Annotated in this window: 19 protein-coding genes; 15 read left to right on the plus strand and 4 right to left on the minus strand. The window is 66.6% G+C overall.

From position 1 onward, the window contains the following. From G3T37_RS01440 to dnaE, 7 genes are all read left to right on the plus strand, one after another. Window positions 1–684 carry a YggS family pyridoxal phosphate-dependent enzyme gene (locus tag G3T37_RS01440; protein ID WP_338401143.1) on the plus strand — a complete coding sequence of 228 codons (684 nt, stop codon included), beginning with the start codon at window positions 1–3 and terminating at the stop codon, window positions 682–684. A gap of 35 nt (window positions 685–719) precedes the next feature. Further along, window positions 720–1199 carry a cell division protein SepF gene (locus G3T37_RS01445; RefSeq protein ID WP_163471700.1) on the plus strand — a complete coding sequence of 160 codons (480 nt, stop codon included), beginning with the start codon at window positions 720–722 and terminating at the stop codon, window positions 1197–1199. Between the two features lie 9 nt (window positions 1200–1208). Then, window positions 1209–1514 carry a YggT family protein gene (locus tag G3T37_RS01450; protein ID WP_338401144.1) on the plus strand — a complete coding sequence of 102 codons (306 nt, stop codon included), beginning with the start codon at window positions 1209–1211 and terminating at the stop codon, window positions 1512–1514. A gap of 123 nt (window positions 1515–1637) precedes the next feature. After that, a complete protein-coding gene (locus tag G3T37_RS01455) occupies window positions 1638–2450 on the plus strand; it encodes a DivIVA domain-containing protein (protein ID WP_163471701.1) in 813 nt (270 codons plus the stop codon). After that, window positions 2437–3021 (plus strand): signal peptidase II, encoded by a 585-nt coding sequence (lspA, locus tag G3T37_RS01460; RefSeq protein ID WP_241732059.1) that lies wholly within the window; start codon window positions 2437–2439, stop codon window positions 3019–3021. The genes G3T37_RS01455 and lspA overlap by 14 nt, the downstream gene beginning before the upstream one ends. Beyond that, window positions 3021–3941 carry an RluA family pseudouridine synthase gene (locus G3T37_RS01465; RefSeq protein ID WP_163471702.1) on the plus strand — a complete coding sequence of 307 codons (921 nt, stop codon included), beginning with the start codon at window positions 3021–3023 and terminating at the stop codon, window positions 3939–3941. The genes lspA and G3T37_RS01465 overlap by 1 nt, the downstream gene beginning before the upstream one ends. A 44-nt stretch (window positions 3942–3985) precedes the next feature. Further along, on the plus strand, window positions 3986–7507 hold the full coding sequence (gene dnaE / locus G3T37_RS01470; protein ID WP_163471703.1) for a DNA polymerase III subunit alpha: 3522 nt from the start codon (window positions 3986–3988) through the stop codon (window positions 7505–7507). Window positions 7508–7514: 7 nt separating this feature from the next. Here dnaE and G3T37_RS01475 read toward each other — a convergent pair whose 3' ends face one another. Then, complete coding sequence (locus G3T37_RS01475; protein ID WP_163471704.1) at window positions 7515–8039, minus strand: flavin reductase family protein; 525 nt, start codon at window positions 8037–8039, stop codon at window positions 7515–7517. Window positions 8040–8100: 61 nt separating this feature from the next. On the opposite strand from G3T37_RS01475, the gene hisD reads away from it, so the two are divergent. The 3 genes from hisD to G3T37_RS01490 are packed head-to-tail and all read left to right on the plus strand — an operon-like array spanning window position 8101 to window position 10968. Beyond that, window positions 8101–9408, plus strand: coding sequence for a histidinol dehydrogenase (gene hisD / locus G3T37_RS01480; protein ID WP_163471705.1), 1308 nt, complete (start codon window positions 8101–8103; stop codon window positions 9406–9408). A gap of 18 nt (window positions 9409–9426) precedes the next feature. Further along, window positions 9427–9924: a transcriptional regulator NrdR gene (gene nrdR / locus G3T37_RS01485; protein WP_163471706.1), complete on the plus strand. Its 498-nt coding sequence runs from the start codon at window positions 9427–9429 to the stop codon at window positions 9922–9924. Between the two features lie 12 nt (window positions 9925–9936). Beyond that, complete coding sequence (locus tag G3T37_RS01490) at window positions 9937–10968, plus strand: quinone-dependent dihydroorotate dehydrogenase (protein ID WP_163471707.1); 1032 nt, start codon at window positions 9937–9939, stop codon at window positions 10966–10968. On the opposite strand, the gene G3T37_RS01495 is transcribed toward G3T37_RS01490, so the two are convergent. Beyond that, entirely contained in the window at window positions 10956–11534 is a 579-nt protein-coding gene (locus tag G3T37_RS01495; RefSeq protein WP_163471708.1) for a DUF3043 domain-containing protein, read from the minus strand. The genes G3T37_RS01490 and G3T37_RS01495 overlap by 13 nt on opposite strands. Before the next feature lie 40 nt (window positions 11535–11574). Here G3T37_RS01495 and G3T37_RS01500 point away from each other — a divergent pair, with 40 nt between their 5' ends. The 5 genes from G3T37_RS01500 (at window position 11575) to G3T37_RS01520 (ending at window position 16570) form a co-directional block, all read left to right on the plus strand. Further along, window positions 11575–12993: a dipeptidase gene (locus tag G3T37_RS01500; RefSeq protein WP_163471709.1), complete on the plus strand. Its 1419-nt coding sequence runs from the start codon at window positions 11575–11577 to the stop codon at window positions 12991–12993. Window positions 12994–13030: 37 nt separating this feature from the next. Next, window positions 13031–13396, plus strand: a complete 366-nt coding sequence (locus tag G3T37_RS01505; protein WP_163471710.1) for an iron-sulfur cluster assembly accessory protein — start codon at window positions 13031–13033, stop codon at window positions 13394–13396. Between the two features lie 156 nt (window positions 13397–13552). Next, entirely contained in the window at window positions 13553–14407 is an 855-nt protein-coding gene (gene ctaC, locus G3T37_RS01510; protein WP_163471711.1) for an aa3-type cytochrome oxidase subunit II, read from the plus strand. Window positions 14408–14412: 5 nt separating this feature from the next. Further along, window positions 14413–16140, plus strand: a complete 1728-nt coding sequence (gene ctaD, locus G3T37_RS01515) for an aa3-type cytochrome oxidase subunit I (protein WP_163471712.1) — start codon at window positions 14413–14415, stop codon at window positions 16138–16140. Between the two features lie 4 nt (window positions 16141–16144). Further along, entirely contained in the window at window positions 16145–16570 is a 426-nt protein-coding gene (locus tag G3T37_RS01520) for a cytochrome c oxidase subunit 4 (protein WP_163471713.1), read from the plus strand. An 890-nt stretch (window positions 16571–17460) separates the two neighbouring features. Here G3T37_RS01520 and qcrB read toward each other — a convergent pair. Together qcrB and qcrA are read right to left on the minus strand one after the other, a co-directional pair. After that, window positions 17461–19122 (minus strand): cytochrome bc1 complex cytochrome b subunit, encoded by a 1662-nt coding sequence (gene qcrB, locus G3T37_RS01525; protein ID WP_163471714.1) that lies wholly within the window; start codon window positions 19120–19122, stop codon window positions 17461–17463. After that, on the minus strand, window positions 19119–20219 hold the full coding sequence (gene qcrA, locus G3T37_RS01530) for a cytochrome bc1 complex Rieske iron-sulfur subunit (RefSeq protein ID WP_163471715.1): 1101 nt from the start codon (window positions 20217–20219) through the stop codon (window positions 19119–19121). The genes qcrB and qcrA overlap by 4 nt, the downstream gene beginning before the upstream one ends. Window positions 20220–20233: the final 14 nt, after the last annotated feature.

A 20233-nucleotide genomic window follows, 5' to 3' on the forward strand; every position in this document is an offset into this window, starting at 1 on the left:
GTGTCGGCCGAGGGGGACGAGCTCGCCGGGCGGCTGGAGCGGGTTCGCGGCGAGATCGCGGATGCTGCTGCCGTCGCCGGTCGCCGCCCCGACGAGATCACGACCATCGTCGTCACGAAGTTCCATCCCGCCTCGCTCGTCGAACGGCTCGCCGCCCTCGGGGTCACCGATGTGGGAGAGAACCGTCATCAGGAGGCGGAGGCGAAGGCCGCCGCGCTCGCCGGGCTGCACCTCAACTGGCACTTCATCGGCCAGCTGCAGGCCAACAAGGCGAAGGCGGTCGTGCGGTACGCCTGCGCGATCCACTCCGTCGACCGCGACTCCCTCGTCGATGCCCTCGCCGCCACTCAGGCGACGATCGACGTGTTCCTCCAGGTGAACCTCACCGACGATCCGGGCCGCGGGGGAGTGCAGCCCGCGCTGCTCGAGCCGCTCGCCGAGCGCGTGCTCGAGCATCCGCAGCTGCGCCTTAGAGGGCTCATGGCGGTCGCGACGCTCGGCGGGGATGCGCGCGTCGATTTCGTGCGGGTGCGTGCGGCCTCCGACCGCCTCGGCCGTCTCGCGCCGGAGGCGACGGCACTGTCGATGGGGATGTCCGGCGACTTCCGCGCGGCGATCCTCGAGGGCGCGACACACCTTCGGATCGGCACGGCAATCACGGGAAACCGGCCGACCCCCGGTTAATCTCGGGGTGAGTTCACAATCGGGAAGGCATCACAATGGCAAATCCGCTGCGCAAGACCATGGTTTACCTTGGGCTCGCGGACGAAGAGTTCGACTACGAGGCCGACGCCGCTCCTGCTGCCGCCGCCGCCCCGGTCGCGCCCGTCGCCCAGCCTGCTCCGTCGGCGGGCCGCGCGCCCGTGACTCCTCTTCGTCGCACGACCACCCCCAAGCCCTCTGGACACAGTGACATGAACGAGATCCTCACCGTCCACCCGCGCCAGTACAAGGACGCTCAGGTGATCGCCGAGAACTTCCGCGAGGGCATCCCCGTGATCATCAACCTCTCGCAGATGACCGAGCCCGACGCTCGTCGTCTCGTCGACTTCGCGAGCGGACTCTCGCAGGGCCTCTACGGCAAGATCGAGCGCGTCACGAACAAGGTGTTCCTGCTCTCACCCGCGCACGTCGCGGTGAGCGGCGATCAGGCCGAGGCCGACTCCGACGTCGACGCCTCGTTCTTCGCCCAGCAGTAGCCCCGCGCAGTGCCCGGGCCGCTGGCCGCGATCGCGGTCGTGGTCTATGTGTTGCTGCTGCTCTACTTCTTCGTGCTGCTCGCCCGGTTCGGGCTCGACGTCATGAGGATGCTCCGCCGCGGGTTCCGGCCTCGGGGATTCGGGCTCGTTCTCGCCGAGGGCGTGTACTCGGTCACCGATCCGCCGATGCGTCTCCTGCGGCGGATCATCCCTCCGATGCGCATCGGCGGAGCGGCGTTGGACTTCTCCTGGAGCGTGCTCATGCTCCTCGTGATCATCCTCATTTCGGTGACCGCTTTGGGATTCATGAATTGAGCCGGGCGCTGTACTCTGATTGCTGCAACCCGTGTACTCGGATGTGGCGAATGTTGCTAGCGTTACCTGAGCGTTGAACACGACCTTAGAGCGCACTGAGAGAAAGTTTTTGAGGTGACGGCGATGGCTTTGACTCCGGAAGACGTTGTAAACAAGCGATTCCAGCCCACGAAGTTCCGTGAGGGCTACGATCAGGACGAGGTGGATGACTTCCTCGACGAGGTGGTCGTCGAGCTCCGTCGACTGGGTCAGGAGAACGAGGAGCTTCGACAGCGCCTGATCGCGAGCGACTCGCGCATCGCCGAACTGCAGCGCAGCGGCGGCGCCGCGCCGGCCGCTCCTGCTCCGCTCGCCGCGTCCGCACCCGTGCCGTCCTCGTTCGAGCCGGCCCCGGCGGCGTCCGCGCCCGTTCCGTCGGCGGGTGCCGTCGTGCCCGCGTCGGGTCACGGCTACACGGCTCCGCCCATCGACCCCTCGATGGATCCCAGCAGCACCAACAACCTCCTGCAGCTCGCTCGCCGTCTGCACGAGGAGCACGTGCGCGAGGGAGTCGAGAAGCGCGACGCCCTCATCGCGGAGGGCCACGCCACCGCTGCTCGCGTCATCGCCGAGGCGGAAGCCCAGCAGCGTGCGCAGATCAACGCACTCGACGAGGAGCGCTCGGCGCTCGAGCACCGCATCGACGAGCTGCGCACCTTCGAGCGCGAATACCGCCAGAAGCTCAAGGGCTACATCGAGGGCCAGCTGCGCGAGCTCGACGCGACGGGTGCCGTTCTGACGAACGCCCCGGCCGCCGCCAGCGCTCCCGTTCCCGTCGGAGCACCGCCCGCGGCACCCTCGGTGCCGACGGTCGGGTCCGCGCCCGCACCGGTGCAGAGCTTCGCCTCGCCGGTCACCCCGCCGCCCGCGAACTACCCGGGTTTTGCCGGCAACTGATTCCGCGACGAAGGCCAGTACGCGAGCCCTGAGCAGTCGGGTCCTCGCCGTACTGGCCATCGTCGCGCTAGGCGTCTACGCGCTTGATCAGGGCGCAAAATACCTGATCGTGAGCTCGCTCGCGCCCGACCAGCAAGTGAGTGTGATAGGGCAGGTTCTCACCTTCCACTTCGTCAAGAACTCGGGAGCCGCGTTCTCGCTCGGCTCGGGAATGACCTGGATCTTCTCGATCGTCGCGACAGCCGTCGCGGTCTTCATCGTGATCTACGCGCGCCGCATCCACTCCTTCGGCTGGGGGATCCTGTTCGGGATGCTGCTCGGGGGCACGCTCGGCAATCTCACCGACCGGCTCTTCCGCGAACCGAGTTTTGGACAGGGTCACGTCGTCGACTTCATCCAGGTGATCGGCTTCCCTGCCATCTTCAACATCGCGGACAGCGCGATCGTGTGCGCGATGGGGCTGTTCATCATCCTGACCATTCGTGGTGTCGGACTCGACGGACTTCGTGCCCAGCAGCGGGCGGCCCTCGAGAGCTCCGCGTCGTCGCCGAACGACACGACAGCGCCCTGATGGAGACGCGCAGCCTTCCCGTGCCCGACGGGCTCGCGGGGCAGCGCGTCGATGCGGCGCTGGCGAAGCTCCTCGGCTTCTCGCGCAGTTTTGCCGCCGAGGTCATCGAGGCGGGAGGCGTGACCGCCGACGGCCGTGCTCTCGATAAATCGGACCGGCTGGCGGCCGGAGCCTGGCTCGAGGTGAGCTGGGTGGACCGTCAGGCGCCCGCGATCATCCCCGTGGATGTGCCCGAGCTGGGCATCGTCTACCACGATGACGATCTGGTCGTGATCGACAAGCCGGTCGGCGTCGCCGCTCATCCCTCGGTGGGCTGGGAGGGGCCGACCGTGCTCGGCGCCCTCGCCGGTGGGGGGTTCCGCATCTCCACCTCGGGCGCTGCGGAGCGCGCGGGAATCGTCCACCGCCTGGACGCGGGCACGAGCGGACTCATGGTGGTGGCCAGCAGCGAGCGCGCGTACACCGAGCTCAAGCGCCAGTTCCACGACCGGGAGGTCGAGAAGATCTACCACGCGGTCGTGCAGGGTCACCCGGATCCGCTGCGGGGCACCATCGACGCGCCGATCGGTCGGCACCCCGGCGCATCCTGGAAGTTCGCGGTCACCGCCGACGGCAAGCACTCGGTGACCCACTACGAGACGATCGAGGCGTTCCGTGCCGCCTCGCTTCTCGAGATCCACCTCGAGACCGGTCGCACTCACCAGATCCGCGTGCATATGGCGGCCCAGCGGCACCCCTGCGTCGGCGATTCGATGTACGGCGCCGATCCCACCCTCAGCGCACGACTCGGCCTCCACCGCCAGTGGTTGCACGCGATGAGACTCGGATTCCGTCATCCCGCCACGCACGAGTGGGTCGAGTTCTCGAGCAGCTACCCGGCCGACCTGCAACACGCGCTGGACGTCCTCCGAGAGGGTTGAGACGGGCTTAAGCTAAGACACACCCTCGGCTAGTCGGAGAAGTTTTGCCCCCCAGCAACGATTCATTCGTGCACCTTCACGTGCATAGCGAGTACTCGATGCTCGACGGCGCGGCGCGCGTGGCGCCCCTCATGGCCGCGGCTGCCGAGCAGGGGATGCCCGCCATCGCGATGACCGACCACGGCAACATGTTCGGAGCCTACGACTTCTGGAAGCAGGCGACCGCGGCCGGTCTCAAGCCCATCATCGGCACCGAGGCCTACATCACGCCGGGCACGGCCCGTCAGGACAAGACGCGGATCCGCTGGGGTTCGAGCACCCAGAGCGGCGACGACGTCGGCGGTTCCGGCGCGTACACGCACATGACCCTGCTGTCGGAGAACAACGAGGGGATGCACAATCTCTTCAAGCTCTCCTCACTCGCGTCCATCGAGGGCTTCTATTTCAAGCCGCGCATGGACCGCGAACTCCTCAGCCGGTATTCGAAGGGCATCATCGCCACGACCGGCTGCGTCGGTGGCGAGGTGCAGACGCGACTCCGCCTCGGTCAGTACGACGAGGCGCTCAAGGCCGCCGCCGAGTTCCGCGACATCTTCGGTGAGGGCAACTTCTTCGCCGAGGTCATGGACCACGGCATCGACATCGAGCGCCGCACGATGAACGACCTCCTGCGCCTGGCGAAGGAGTTGAAGCTGCCTCTCGTCGCGAGCAATGACCTGCACTACACGCACGCGCACGACGCCACCGCGCACGCCGCACTCCTCTGCGTGCAGTCGGCCTCGACGCTCGACGATCCCAACCGTTTCAAGTTCGATTCGAACGAGTTCTACTTGAAGACCGCTGCCCAGATGCGGCACATGTTCCGCGATCATCCGGAGGCCTGCGACAACACCCTGCTCATCGCCGAGCGCTGCGATGTCAACTTCGAGCACCGCGATCTCATGCCGCGCTTCCCGGTGCCCGAGGGCGAGACCGAGGCGAGCTGGTTCGAGAAGGAGGTGCACGCCGGCATGCTCCGCAGGTTCGCGGGGTCTCCCTCTCCCGAGCACCTCGCGCAGGCCCAGTACGAGATCGATGTCATCAAGCAGATGGGCTTCCCGGGGTACTTCCTCGTCGTGGCCGACTTCATCCAGTGGGCGAAGAGCCAGGGCATCCGGGTCGGACCGGGGCGCGGATCGGCCGCAGGATCGATGGCGTCGTACGCGATGGGAATCACCGAACTCGACCCGCTCGCCCACGGACTCATCTTCGAGCGCTTCCTCAACCCCGAGCGCGTCTCCATGCCCGACGTCGATGTCGACTTCGACGACCGCCGCCGTCCCGAGGTCATCCGCTACGTGACCGACAAGTACGGAGACGACCGGGTCGCCCAGATCGTCACCTACGGAACGATCAAGGCCAAGCAGGCGCTGAAGGACAGCGCGCGAGTGCTGGGCATGCCCTTCTCGGTGGGGGAGAAGCTCACCAAGGCGATGCCGCCGGCCATCATGGGCAAAGACATCTCGCTGGCCGACATCCTCGACAAGGATGCCCCCCGCTACAAGGAGGCGGCGGACTTCCGTGCCGTGCTCGAGACCGATCAGGAGGCCGCGAAGGTCTTCGAGACCGCTCAGGGCATCGAGAACCTGAAGCGCCAGTGGGGCGTGCACGCGGCCGGTGTCGTCATGTCGGCCGAGCCCCTGCTCGAGGTGCTCCCCATCATGAAGCGCGAGGACGACGGCGCGATCATCACCCAGTTCGACCAGCCGCCGCTGGAGTCCCTGGGACTCATCAAGATGGACTTCCTCGGGTTGCGCAACCTGACCATCATCGAAGACGCGCTGCGGATGATCGAGAAGAACACCGGGTCGAAGCTCGTCATCGAGGATCTCGACCTCGACGCCGACCAGAAGACCTACGACCTGCTCGCCCGGGGCGACACCCTCGGCGTCTTCCAGCTCGATGGCGGCCCGATGCGCGCGCTGCTGCGCCAGTTGAAGCCCACCAACTTCGAGGACATCTCGGCGGTGATCGCGCTGTACCGCCCGGGGCCTATGGGGATGAACTCGCACACCAACTACGCGCTCCGCAAGAACGGCCTGCAGGCGATCGAGGCCATTCACCCGGAGCTCGAAGAGCCGCTGCGCGACAGTCTCGAGGTGACCTACGGCCTGATCGTCTACCAGGAGCAGGTGATGTCGGTCGCCCAGAAGGTGGCGGGCTTCACCCTCGGTCAGGCCGACGTTCTGCGCCGGGCGATGGGCAAGAAGAAGAAGTCGGAGCTCGACAAGCAGTTCGCCGACTTCGAGGCCGGGATGCTCGGCAACGGCTACAGCGCGGGCGCGGTCAAGGTGCTCTGGGACACCCTGATGCCCTTCGCCGACTACGCCTTCAACAAGGCGCACAGCGCGGGCTACGGCGTACTGAGCTACTGGACCGCCTACCTCAAGGCGAACTACCCCGCCGAGTACATGGCGGCCCTTCTGACGAGCGTCGGAGACTCCAAGGACAAGCTCGGGATGTACCTCAACGAGTGTCGTCGAATGGGGATCAAGGTACTCGCCCCCGACGTCAACGAGTCATTCGCCGACTTCACGGCCGTCGGCGGCGACATCCGTTTCGGTCTCGGGGCGGTGCGGAACGTCGGATTCAACGTCGTGGAGGGCATCCGTCTGGCGCGCGAGGAGAAGGGGCGCTTCGAGACCTTCCACGACTTCCTCGCGAAGGTGCCGATCCCGGTGGCCAACAAGAGGACGGTCGAATCGCTCATCAAGGCCGGGGCCTTCGACTCACTCGGCAATACCCGGCGTGCGCTCCTGGAGATCCACGAGGACGCCGTCGAGGGGGCTGTGGCGGTCAAGCGCAATGAGGCGAACGGGCAGGTCGGCTTCGACTTCGACAGCCTCTGGGACGAACCCCAGGCGGAGTCGAAGGTGCCCGACCGACCGGAGTGGTCGAAGCGCGACAAACTCGCGTTCGAGCGCGAGATGCTCGGCCTCTACGTCTCCGACCACCCGCTCGCCGGCCTCGAGGCGCAACTCGCGAAGCACGCGAGCAACTCGATCACCGAGATCCTCGCGGGGGAGGTGGCGAAGGACGGCGACACGGTGTCGATCGCGGGCCTGCTCACGAGCGTGCAGCACCGGACCGCCCGCAACTCGGGCAATCAGTACGGCATGGTGGTCGTGGAGGACTTCGGCGCCGAGATGACCGTGATGTTCATGGGCAAGACCTATCAGGAGTTCGCTCCGGCGCTCGCGAATGACTCGATTGTGGTCATCCGTGGCCGGGTGAGCGTGCGAGACGACGGCATGAACCTGCACGCCATCAGCATGTTCACCCCCGACGTCGGTCCGGGTCTGGGCTCGGGTCCGCTGGTCATCTCCGTGCCGGAATTCCGCGCGACGACCGAGATCGTGGGCGCGCTGAGCGACGTTCTCATCCGGCACTCGGGGGAGAACGAGGTGCGTCTCAAGCTCATCAAGGGCGAGACCGCCCGTATGTTCGAGATCCCCTACCCGGTGACCGTCTCGGCCGACCTCTACGGCGAGCTCAAGACCCTTCTCGGGCCGAGCTGTCTGGGCTGACTCGTCGTCAGACGGTGTCGCCGGGGGTGCGGTAGCTGCGCTCGTGATACAGGAGCGCCTCGTCCTCGGGCCCGAGTGCGCCCGTCTCGATCTGCACGACGATGACCGCGTTGTGGTGCACGGGGTGCACCTCGACGATGCGGCCGACCATCCACGCCGTCACGCCATCGAGAAGGGGGAGTCCGTGCGGACCAGGGTGCCAGTGGTCGCCCTCGAAGCGCACCGAGTGATCGGCGGCGAGCTTCTCTGCGACGTGGCGGGTGCGGGGACCGAGCATGTGGATGATCACCCGATTGCCCACCGTCATCGCGGGCCACGCGCTCGCCACCTGCGCCATGTTGAAGGTCGCAAGCGGGGGAACGGCCGACAGCGAGGCGAGTGAGGTCGCGGTGAACCCGACCGGCCGGCCCTCCGGGTCGAGTGAGGTGATCCCGGCGACGCCCGCGGCGTGGCGGCGGAACGCCTGTTTGAAGGCGTCCAGATCGTCGACGGCGAAGGGGATCTGCTCGGGGGCGGGGGTTGTCTCATCCATACGTAGTAATCAATTCTGGTCGGCCACCGTCTATTCCGCCACGCAATAGCATTGTGACGACATGATGCACACGATCGATCTTCGCGACCAGACGCCCACGAGAGCCGAACTGGCGGCGCTCGTCCCACGGGCCGCGACCGACGTCGCGACCGCCACTGGGATCGCCGGCGACCTCATCGCGGAGGTACGGGCGGGGGGCGCGGGTGCGCTCCTCGATCAGGCCGAGCGGCTCGACGGGGTGCGGCCCGCACGCGTTCGCGTCGCCTCCGATGAGATCCGGGCCGCCGTCTCGGCCCTCGACCCCGTCGTGCGCGAGGCGCTCGACGAGGCGATCGTGCGCGTGCGGGCGGCTACCACCGCTCAGGTGCACGAGCCTGTGCTCACGACTCTTGCACGCGGCGCGGAGGTGATCCAGCGCTGGCAGCCGATGAGTCGTGTCGGCTTCTACGTGCCCGGCGGCAAGGCCGTCTACCCGTCGAGCGTGGTCATGAACGTCGTGCCCGCCCAGGTCGCGGGAGTCGGATCGGTCGCCCTGGCCTCGCCGCCGCAGAAGGCCTTCGGCGGATCCGTTCACCCCACCATCCTCGCGGCGGCCGGCCTGCTCGGCGTCGACGAGGTGTACGCGATGGGCGGTGCTGGGGCCATCGGCGCGCTCGCCTACGGCGTCGCGGACCTCGGCCTCGACCCGGTCGACCTCATCACCGGGCCGGGCAACGTGTTCGTCGCCTCCGCCAAACGTCTCGTCCGCGGCGTCACCGGAATCGACTCGGAGGCGGGTCCGACCGAGATCGTGGTCATCGCCGACTCGAGCGCGGATCCCGCGATCGTCGCTGCCGACCTCGTCAGTCAGGCCGAGCACGATGAGCTGGCGGCGGCAGTCCTCGTGACCGATTCTGTGCCCCTCGCCGACGCCGTCCGCGACGAACTCGACCGGCTGGCCGCCAGCACGCACCACTCCGCGCGCGTCGTGGAGGCACTCTCCGGTCAGCAATCCGCCATCGTGCTGGTCTCCGATCTGACCGCGGCAGCCGCCTTCGCCAACGCGTACGGCGCCGAGCACCTCGAGATCCAGACGGTCGACCCGGATGCCCTCCTCCCGTTGATCGAGAACGCGGGCGCCATCTTCCTCGGCCGTTTCTCGCCCGTCAGCCTCGGCGACTACCTCGCCGGCTCCAACCACGTGCTCCCCACCGGTGGGCAGTCGCGGTTCTCCTCGGGGCTCGGGGCGTACACCTTCCTCAGACCGCAGCAGGTCATCCGCTACGACCGGGATGCCCTCCACGACGTGAGCGCGAAGATCGTCGCCCTCTCGCGCGCCGAGGATCTGCCAGCCCACGGCGACGCGGTGACCGCGAGGTTCAACGGCTAGGCGTATCCTGACAGCACCATGTTCTGCCCTTTCTGCCGCCACCCCGACAGCCGGGTCATCGACTCCAGGACGAGCGATGACGGACTGTCGATCCGGCGTCGGCGACAGTGCCCCGAGTGCGGGCGGCGGTTCAGCACGACCGAGACGGCGAGCCTGACCGTCATCAAGCGCAACGGCGTCGTGGAGTTGTTCAGCCGCGAGAAGATCGTGAGCGGCGTACGCAAGGCGTGTCAGGGTCGCCCCGTGACCGACACCGACCTCGCGGTTCTCGCCCAGCGCGTCGAGGAGACGATTCGCGCGACCGGCGCCTCGCAGATCGAGGCCAACGACATCGGCCTAGCGATCCTCGCGCCGCTTCGCGAGCTCGACGAGGTGGCGTACCTGCGTTTCGCCAGCGTCTACCAGGCGTTCGAGTCCCTCGAGGACTTCGAGGCCGCGATCGCCCTGCTGCGGGTGGAGCACGGGGGAGAGAACGAGAAGGAGTCGGCGTCCGTCGACGACCAGCGCAGCCGCTAACCTGAACACGGCATGTATCGCGCTCTGTTCACCCTCGTCCTGTCGCGGCTCGATCCCGAGCGGGCGCACCACCTCGCGTTCGATGTGATCCGGGCGCTGCCGGCACTCGGCATCGGATCGCTCGTGCGCCGCGTCACCCGGCCCGATCCCTCCCTCGCCGTCGAGGCGCTGGGCCTGCGATTCGATTCGCCGTTCGGCGTGGCGGCGGGCTTCGACAAAGAGGGCATCGCCATCCTCGGCCTCGGTCAGCTGGGGTTCGGTCACGTGGAGATCGGCACGATCACCGCGATCCCGCAGCCCGGAAATCCGAAGCCCCGCCTGTTCCGACTCATTCCCGACCGCGCGGTCATCAACCGGATGGGCTTCAACAACTCCGGTGCCGACGCGGCGGCAACCCGCTTGCGTACGATCGTGACGCGACGGCACCGGCCCGTCATCGGCGTCAACATCGGCAAGAGCAGGGTCGTCGAGGTGGATGACGCGGTCGCCGACTACCTCGTCAGCACGCGACTGCTCGCGCCTCTCGCCGACTACCTCGTGGTCAACGTGAGTTCCCCGAACACCCCGGGCCTGCGCGGACTCCAGGAGATCGAGCGGCTCGAACCGTTGCTCACCGCGGTGCGCGACGCGGCGGAGGGCACTCCCGTGCTCGTGAAAATCGCGCCCGATCTGAGCGACGACGAGGCGACCGCCATCGCCCGGCTCGCAGTCCGTCTCGGGCTGGGCGGAATCATCGCGACCAACACCACGCTCTCGCGTTCTGGCCTGCGCACACCGCGGTCCGTCGTCGAGGCAGCGGGAGCGGGCGGGCTCTCAGGAGCACCGCTCGCGGCACGGTCACTCGAGGTTCTGCGCGTCGTCCGGTCGGCCGTTCCCGATGACTTCTGCGTCATCTCGGTGGGTGGCGTCGAGACGGCGGATGATGTTGCCGAGCGATTGGCGGCGGGCGCGACGCTCGTCCAGGGCTACACGGCGTTCCTCTACCGCGGACCGCTGTGGGCGCGGCAGATCAACCGCGGTCTGGCCGCGCGTCAGCGGGGGTAGGCGCCGCGCTTGACCTGCGGTTTCGGCAGTCGCAGTCGTCGGAACTGGATCGCCCGCATCGCCGCGTAGAGGCGGATGCGTTCCACGTTCGCCGCACCGAACTTCTCGGCGAGGCGTCGGTTCAGGATGAAGCCGAGTACGACGACGTCGATCGCGACGAGGGCGAAGAAGGAGTAGATCGCGATCTCGATGATGACGGTCATGCTCGTGATGGTGACGAGGCTGGCGATGAAGAGGAGTCCGACAACGGGGATCATGAGCTCCCCGATACTGAATCGCGCATCGACATAGTCGCGCACGTAGCGTTTCTGGGGTCCACGGTCCTTCGCGGGGAGGTATCGCTCCTCGCCGTTGGTCATGCCGATGCGGGCGCGTTCACGCGCTGCCTGCTCCGCGGAGCGCGCGGCCTTGCGTGAGGCGGCGTCCCGCCCGGCGACGAGAGGACGCTTGCGAGCTGCCTCGCGCTCTTTGCGGCTCGGGGTGGCGCGGCCCTTCGGGGCGACGGGGTTCTTTCCAAGCTCGTCGGCGATCGCGTCGTCGGTGTTGCTCGCTGGTGTCTTGGCCACGATCAGTCCTCGTTGTTGGTGTCGCCTTAAGATTACCGTCATGTCATCGACGCAGACCCCCGCCCCCGAACCCACCTCGACGCCGGGGGGTGACGCGCTGCGCGAGGCAGTTCACGCCGGCCTCCCCGGGGCGATCGCCGACCTCTCCTCGCTCGTGCGAATTCCCAGTGTGTCGTGGGATGGCTTCGATCCCGCGCAAGTGCGGGCGAGTGCGGAGGCGGTGAAGGCACTCGTCGAGGGACTCGGCATCTTCGACACGGTGTCGATCGCGAGCGCGCCGATCGGCGACTCGGGTGTGCACGGTCAACCCGCGGTGCTCGCCTCGCGCCCCGCCCGGGAGGGAAAGCCGACCATCCTGCTGTATGCGCACCACGACGTGCAGCCCCCCGGCGACGATGCCGACTGGGACTCCTCGCCGTTCGAACCGACCCTGGTGGGCGACCGGTTGTACGGCCGAGGCGCCGCTGACGACAAGGCGGGGGTCATGACGCACATCGCCGCACTCCGGGCATTTCGCGAGGTGCACGGCGAGGACTTCGGGCTCGGGCTCGCCGTGTTCATCGAGGGGGAGGAGGAGTTCGGTTCGCGATCCTTCGCTCGCTTCCTCGTCGAGAATCGGGATGCTCTGCAGGCCGACGCCATCGTCGTCGCCGATTCCGACAACTGGAACACCACGACGCCCGCGCTCACCGTCGCGCTGCGCGGCAATGTCACCTTCGCCCTGACCGTGTCGACGCTCGGGCACGCCTCGCACTCGGGGATGTTCGGCGGAGCGGTGCCGGACGCGATGATGGCGACCATCCTCCTGCTCGCCTCCCTCTGGGACGCGGATGGCTCGGTCGCCGTCGACGGGCTGCGCAGCATCGAGATGGCGACTCCGGAGTACACGGAGGAGTTGTTGCGGTCTGAGGCGGCGCTTCTCGACGGTGTGGCGCCGATTGGCACGGGGGAGATCCTCAGTCGGCTCTGGGCGAAGCCGTCGGTGACGGTGACGGGCATCAACGCTCCGTCGATGGTGAACGCCTCCAACACCCTGATTCCGTCGGTGACGGTCAAGATCAGCGCCAGGATCGCGCCGGGCCAGCCCGCTACTGAGGCCTATGACGCGATCGTCGCACACCTTCGCGCGCACGCGCCGTTCGGTGCTCGACTGGCATTCACCGACGTCGACTGCGGCAACCCGTTCCTCGTCGACACCAGCGGCCCCTCGGTCGCCGATGCGCGTGCGGCCATGGCGGAGGCCTGGGGCGTCGAGCCGGTCGACACCGGGATCGGCGGCTCCATCCCCTTCGTGTCCGATCTGGTCGCGACGTTCCCCGCGGCCGAGATCCTCGTGACCGGCGTGGAAGACCCCGACTCCCGCGCGCACAGCCCCAACGAGTCGCTGCACCTCGGTGTGTTTCATCGCGCGATCCTCACCGAGGCGCTGCTGCTCGCAAAGCTCGAAGCCCGCGCGTAGACTTGACGAAGATTTCGCTCGATAGAAGGAGTGCACAGTGACCGACACCGCCATCGCCCCCACCACGACCGCCGCCCACGGCGTCACCCTCACCGACGCCGCAGCATCCAAGGTGCGCAGCCTGCTGACGCAGGAGGGTCGTGACGACCTGCGCCTGCGAGTGGCGGTTCAGCCCGGCGGCTGCTCGGGCCTGATCTACCAGCTCTACTTCGACGAGCGCACCCTCGATGGCGACGCCACCGTCGAGTTCGGCGACGGTGTGGAGGTCGTCGTCGACAAGATGAGCGTGCCCTACCTCGACGGCGCTGCCATCGACTTCGAAGACACCATCCAGAAGCAGGGTTTCACGATCGACAACCCCAATGCCTCGGGCAGCTGCGCGTGTGGAGACAGCTTCCACTGAGTGCAGTGCCGGCGTTCGGTCGGCATCCAGTCAACACGAAGATCGGGCCGATTCGGGCCCGATCTTCGTGCGTTAAGGGCCGGGTCGGACGGGCGGCGCCCCCACCGGGTTATAGACTGAACGAGCATTCCGTCCGCAACATCCGAGAGGTCTCAGGTGCGATCAAACCGCCGAATTCGATGGGCTGCCATTCCCGTCGCACTCGTCATCACGGTAATTCTGGCGGGCTGCACACCCCAGCAGTTGACCGGCTTCCTGCCGACCACTCCCGGTACGACCAACAACGTCGACCGCGTCATCGGACTCTGGAACACCTCCTGGCTCGTGCTCCTCGCGGTGGGTGTCATCACCTGGGGACTCATCATCTGGGCCGCCGTCGTCTATCGTCGGCGCAAGGGTCAGACCGGGCTCCCCGTGCAGCTGCGGTACAACATGCCGGTCGAGATCTTCTATACGGTCGTGCCGTTGATCCTCGTCATCGGTTTCTTCGCGTTCACCGCGAAGGATCAGGCAGCGATCGAGAAGCCGATGGCCGACCCCCAGGTGAAGATCGAGGTCTTCGGCAAGCGCTGGGCCTGGGACTTCAACTACCTCGACGAGAAGGTCTACAGCGCGGGAATCCAGGCTCAGCCCGCGAAGGCGGGGGAGACCGTCTCCGATCATTTGAACACGCTCCATTTGCCGGTCGGCAAGCGCGTGGAGATCAAGATCGAGTCGCGCGACGTCGCGCACTCGTTCTGGATCGTGAACTTCCTCTACAAGAAGGACATGATCCCGGGCAAGACCAACTACATGTACTTCATTCCCGAGAAGATCGGCACCTATCAGGGCAAGTGCGCCGAGTTGTGCGGTGAGTACCACTCGCTCATGCTCTTCCAGGTGAAGGTCGAGTCTCAGGCCGACTACGACGCCTACATCGCTTCGCAGCGGGCCGCCGGCTTCACCGGTGAACTCGGCGCCGAGTACAACACCAACACCAATCTGCCCGGTACTACTGGCGCGAAGGGTTAAGACGAATGACCGCCGTACTCTCACCCCTTGAGAAGCAGCACCAGGCCGGGCGACCGACCGTCGTGCGCAAGGGCAACATCCTCGTCAACTGGATCACCTCGACCGACCACAAGACGATCGGCTACCTGTACCTGATCACCTCGTTCGTGTACTTCTGCCTCGGCGGGGTCATGGCGCTGGTCATCCGGGCACAGCTCTTCGAGCCGGGCGAGGCGCTGGTTGGTACTCCCGAGCAGTACAACCAGCTGTTCACCATGCATGGAACGATCATGCTGCTCATGTTCGCGACGCCGCTGTTCGCGGGATTCGCGAATGTGCTCATGCCGCTTCAGATCGGTGCGCCCGACGTCGCATTCCCGCGGCTGAACGCGTTCGCCTACTGGCTGTACAACTTCGGATCCCTGATCGCCGTCGCCGGATTCCTCACGCCGCAGGGTGCCGCATCGTTCGGATGGACCGCGTACGCGCCCCTCACCTCGACCACATTCACCCCGGGTCTGGGCGGCAACCTCTGGGTGTTCGGGCTCGCGCTGAGCGGTTTCGGAACCATTCTCGGTGCCGTCAACTTCATCACCACGATCATCACCATGCGTGCACCGGGTATGACGATGTTCCGGATGCCGATCTTCACCTGGAACACCCTCGTCACCTCCATCCTGGTGATCATGGCGTTCCCCGTGCTCGCCGCCGCACTGCTCGCGCTCGGCGCCGACCGAACCGTCGACGCCCACATCTTCGACGCCGCCAATGGTGGGGCGCTCCTGTGGCAGCACCTCTTCTGGTTCTTCGGCCACCCCGAGGTCTACATCATCGCGCTGCCGTTCTTCGGCATCATCTCCGAGGTGCTGCCGGTATTCAGTCGCAAGCCGCTGTTCGGGTACAAGACCCTCATCTACGCGACGATCGCGATCGCGGCCCTGTCGGTCACGGTGTGGGCGCACCACATGTACGTCACCGGCTCGGTGCTCCTGCCGTTCTTCTCCTTCATGACGATGCTGATCGCGGTGCCTACCGGCGTGAAGATCTTCAACTGGATCGGAACGATGTGGCGGGGCTCGGTCACCTTCGAGACTCCCATGATGTGGGCGATCGGCTTCTTGATCACCTTCACCTTCGGTGGGCTCACCGGCGTCATCCTGGCGTCGCCACCGCTCGACTTCCACGTCTCCGACACCTACTTCGTCGTCGCTCACTTCCACTACGTGGTGTTCGGCACCGTCGTCTTCGCGATGTTCAGCGGCTTCTACTTCTGGTGGCCGAAGTGGACGGGCAAGATGCTCAACGAGCGCCTCGGCAAAGTTCACTTCTGGCTGCTCTTCATCGGTTTCCACACCACGTTCCTCATCCAGCACTGGATCGGCGTGGAGGGCATGCCCCGTCGCTACTGGAGCTACCTCCCGGAAGACAACGTGACGTGGATGAACCAGGTCTCCACTGTGGGCGCGATGATCCTCGGTGTCTCGGTGCTGCCGTTCCTCTACAACGTGTACATCACCGCGCGACGCGCGCCCAAGGTCACGGTGAATGACCCGTGGGGGTACGGACGGTCGCTGGAGTGGGCCACCTCGTGCCCGCCGCCCCGGCACAACTTCTCATCGATTCCGCGCATCCGCTCGGAGTCCCCGGCCTTCGACCTCGCTCACCCCGAGGCCGAGATGGCGACGGGCATCGGCCCGATGAAGGATGCGCCGGACCACCCCGTGTACGACCTGGCTCAGGAGAAAGTGAAGTAGTCCGATGAACGCAACAGTCAAGCTGTTCTGGATTCTCGCCGGATTCTGCGCCGTCGCGACCGCGGGGTACATCGTGTGGGGTCTCGCCGACAAGGAGTTCGGGGGGCACATCGAGCCCGTCGGCACGGTCGCTCTCGCGCTGGTCACCATCCTGTCCGTTCTGATCGCGTTCTACATCGGCCGGGTCTACAAGGCTCAGGGTGGCGAGCTGCCCGAGGACCGTCTCGACGCGAACATCGACGACGGCGAAGCCGAGCAGGGCTTCTTCAGCCCGTGGAGCTGGTGGCCCATCATGCTGGGCGCCTCTGCAGCACTCATGTTCACGGGCCTCGCCGTGGGCTCCTGGATCTGCTTCATCGCGGTGGCTCTCGCCGCCGTCAGCATCGTCGGGCTCATCTTCGAGTACCAGCGCGGCTACTTCGCCCACTGATCGGCCTCTCGCGGCCCCTGAGCGCTGTGCGCGTCAGGGGCCGCGAGCATGCCGGGGCGGCGGGCCGTCCTCCCCTCGGGCGGCCGCTCCACCCGAGCAGGCCGCGCCACCCGAGCAGGCCGCGCCACCCGAGCAGGCCGCTCCACCCGAGTTGGCACTTTTTGTGCAACTTGGCCGTCGATCGGGCCGGGATCGACAACTAAAGAGACTCCGCCCACCGTGTTGCACGTTTTTGTGCAACTCGCGAGGTGGCCGCGAGGCAGGAACGTCTTCCGGCTCGTCCGCGCCGGTGCGGGCCGGCTCAAGGATGACCGAACTCCTCCTAGCCTTCGGCCGGGACAGCTAATGCGCCCGCCGGGACAGCTAGAGCGCCCGCCGGGACAGCTGTTGGGCCCGCCGGAGCAGCGCAAGTCGGAACATGTTCTTCGCGGTGTGCTCAGCGAGAGGTTCTGCGCCGATTCGGGGATGGGGACACGCGCTCAGGTGGTCGGATGACAGGGATGAACCCGGCCCCTGGCAACCGCAGGACGGGGGAGCGCGGCGACGCCAGTGGCGGGGGAGGCCAGGTGACAGCTGCCGACTCTCGTGAGAGCGTCGAGGTGACGCGAGAAACGGCCCGGCGACACGCGCGGCGATGACGTGCGAGAAGGCGCCAGAGCGGCATGCGCGGCGGTGGGACACGCACGAAGGGGCTGGAGGCATGCGCGGCGGTGGGACACGCACGAAGGGGCCGGCGGCATGCGCGGCGGTGGGACACGCACGAAGGGACCGGCGGCACGCGCGGTGGTGGCAAGCAAGAAGGGGCCGGCATCACTCGCGGCGGTGGGGAGCAAGAAAAAAGGGGCCGGGCGAAAACGCCCGGCCCCTCTAGCTCTCAGCTGGTGCGGCGGCTATTTCTCCAGCTCCGCGGCGGCGGGCTCAGCGGAGCCGTGGATCGCCTCGGGGCCATGAGAGTGGTGCAGCTCGGTCGCGGTCACGGGAGCGATACGGTCCTCGAAGAACCAGTTCGACAACGCGGCTCGAGTGCGCTGTGCAGCGGTGATTCGACCACGCGCATTCGGCCGCACCATCAAGGGCGCGTAGGAGTCGAAGCTGACGAGGCGCCACCGCTCGTAGTCGGTCAGCTGCTCGTGGACCTCGATGTACTCGCCGCCCGGAAGGCGGACGATACGACCGCTCTCGTACCCGTGGAGTGCGATTTCGCGGTCCTTCTTCTGAAGGCCGAGGCAAATTCGCTTGGTGACGAGGTAGGCGACGATGGGTCCGAGGATGAGCGTGTACTGAAGCGTGACGATCACACCCTCGATGCTCAGCTTGAAGTGCGTCGCGACCAGGTCAGAACTCGCCGCACCCCACAGCACCGCGTAGAACGTGACTCCCGCCGCGCCGATCGCAGTGCGGGTGGGTGCGTTCCGCGGGCGATCTGCGATGTGATGTTCGCGCTTGTCACCCGTGATCCACGCCTCGATGAAGGGGTAGAAAGCCACGAGCGCGATGAACACGACGAGCACGAGGACCGGAGCGATGATGTTGAGCGAGAACGTCCACGGGCCGATCATGAACCCCCAGTCGGAGGGCACGAGCCTCAGGGCGCCGTCGGCGAAGCCGATGTACCAGTCGGGCTGAGTGCCGGCAGACACCGGTGACGGGTCGTAGGGGCCGTAGGTCCAGATCGGGTTGATCGTGAAGAGCGACGCGATCAGCACGATCACGCCGAAAACGATGAAGAAGAAGCCACCGGCCTTGGCAGCGAACACGGGCATGATCGGCACACCGACCACGTTGTCGTTCGTCTTTCCCGGGCCAGCGAACTGCGTGTGCTTGTTGATGATGAGGAGCACCATGTGCGCACCGAGCGCGGCAACCAGGATGGCGGGCAGCAGCAGGATGTGCAGCGTGTACAGCCGGCCGACGATCGCGGTGCCCGGGAATTCTCCGCCGAAGAGCAGGTAGGAGATCCAGGTGCCGACGATCGGGAGGCCCTTGATGAGGCCGTCGATGATGCGCAGTCCGTTGCCGGAGAGCAGGTCATCCGGAAGGGAGTAGCCGGTGAAGCCCTCGCCCAGCGCGAGGATGAAGAGCACGAATCCGATGAACCAGTTGAGCTCGCGTGGCTTGCGGAAGGCGCCCGTGAAGAAGATGCGCAGCATGTGCAGGCCGATGGACGCGATGAACAGCAGGGCCGCCCAGTGGTGCACCTGGCGCATGAGCAGGCCGCCGCGGATGTCGAAGCTGATGTGCAGCGTCGAGTTCATGGCCGCAGACATGTCGATGCCCTTGAGCGGGAGGTACGAACCGTCGTAGGTGACCTCGGCCATCGACGCCTGAAAGAAGAAGGTGAGGAACGTGCCCGTGAGGATGATCACCACGAAGCTGTAGAGCGCCACCTCGCCGAGCATGAACGACCAGTGGTCGGGGAAGATCTTGCGCCCGAGTTCTTTGACGAGGCCAGAGATGCTGGTCCGCTCGTCGATGTAATTGGCTGCCGCACCGGTGAATCCACCACTGCGACGAGCCGGCGCGGTTGCCCGCTCCTGTGTTGCGCTGCTCACAGCTCACGCTCCCAAAAATCGGGTCCAACTGGTTCGTGGAAGTCGCTCCTGGCGACGAGGTAGCCCTCGGAGTCGACCGTGATCGGCAGCTGGGGCAGGGGGCGACGTGCAGGTCCGAAGATGACCTTCGCCTCGTGGGTGATGTCGAACTGCGACTGGTGGCAGGGGCAGAGCAGGTGGTGCGTCTGCTGTTCGTACAGGGCGACCGGGCAACCGACGTGGGTGCAGATCTTCGAGTACGCGACGATGCCGTCGTAGTTCCAGTTCTCGCGACCGGCCGACACGTGCAGGTCTTCCGGGCGGAGCCTCATGAGGAGCACCGCGGCCTTCGCCTTCTCCTCGAGCAGGTCGGTCTTGTCGTTGAGTCCCTCCGGAATGACGTGGAACGCGGAGCCCAGCGTCACATCGGAAGCTTTGATCGGGGCACCGGTAGGGTCTCGCGTCAAGCGCGTGCCCTTCGCCCACATGGTGTGCTGCAGCGGCTTGATCGGGTCGGACGCCGGTGCGAGCCCTCGGAAGAGCGCGACCGCGGGGATCGGCGTGAGGACCAGGGCACCGATGAGGCTGTTGCGGATGACCGACCTGCGGCCGATCCCCGACTCCTCGTTGCCGAGCTTGAAGATCTCGACCGCGCGCTCGCGGGTCTCCTCCTTGCCGCGGGTGGGGTGCCGGAGCTCCACGCTCTCGTCGCCGCGCATGAGCTGCTTCGCCCAGTGCACCGCTCCGATGCCGATGCCGAGCAGACCGAGCGTGATTCCGAGGCCGAGCAGCAGGTTGTTCGTGCGAATCGAACCCGGGTCGCCGGGAAGGATCGGGAAGGCGATGTACGCGGCGACGGCGAAGATGCTGCCGACGATGGAGAGGTAGAACAGGATCGAGACCTGGCGCTCGGCCCGGGCATCCTTCTTGGGGTCGACATCGGTTCGCCGCGGGTAGTGCGGCGGGAAGCCGGGGTTCTGCACACCATCGGTGGGTACCACCGCGGTGCCCGGGGAGCCCGCGTTCTCGTGCGCCACCTCGACCGCTGTGCCGGTGGTCGTGCCACCATGAACGGCATCGTCTTCGGGTGCGATCACACCCTCGCCGTGCTGTGCCATTCTCTTCCCTTCAC

Origin of the sequence: Galbitalea soli (assembly GCF_010686725.1) — a bacterium.
Taxonomy (GTDB): Bacteria; Actinomycetota; Actinomycetes; order Actinomycetales; family Microbacteriaceae; genus Galbitalea; species Galbitalea soli.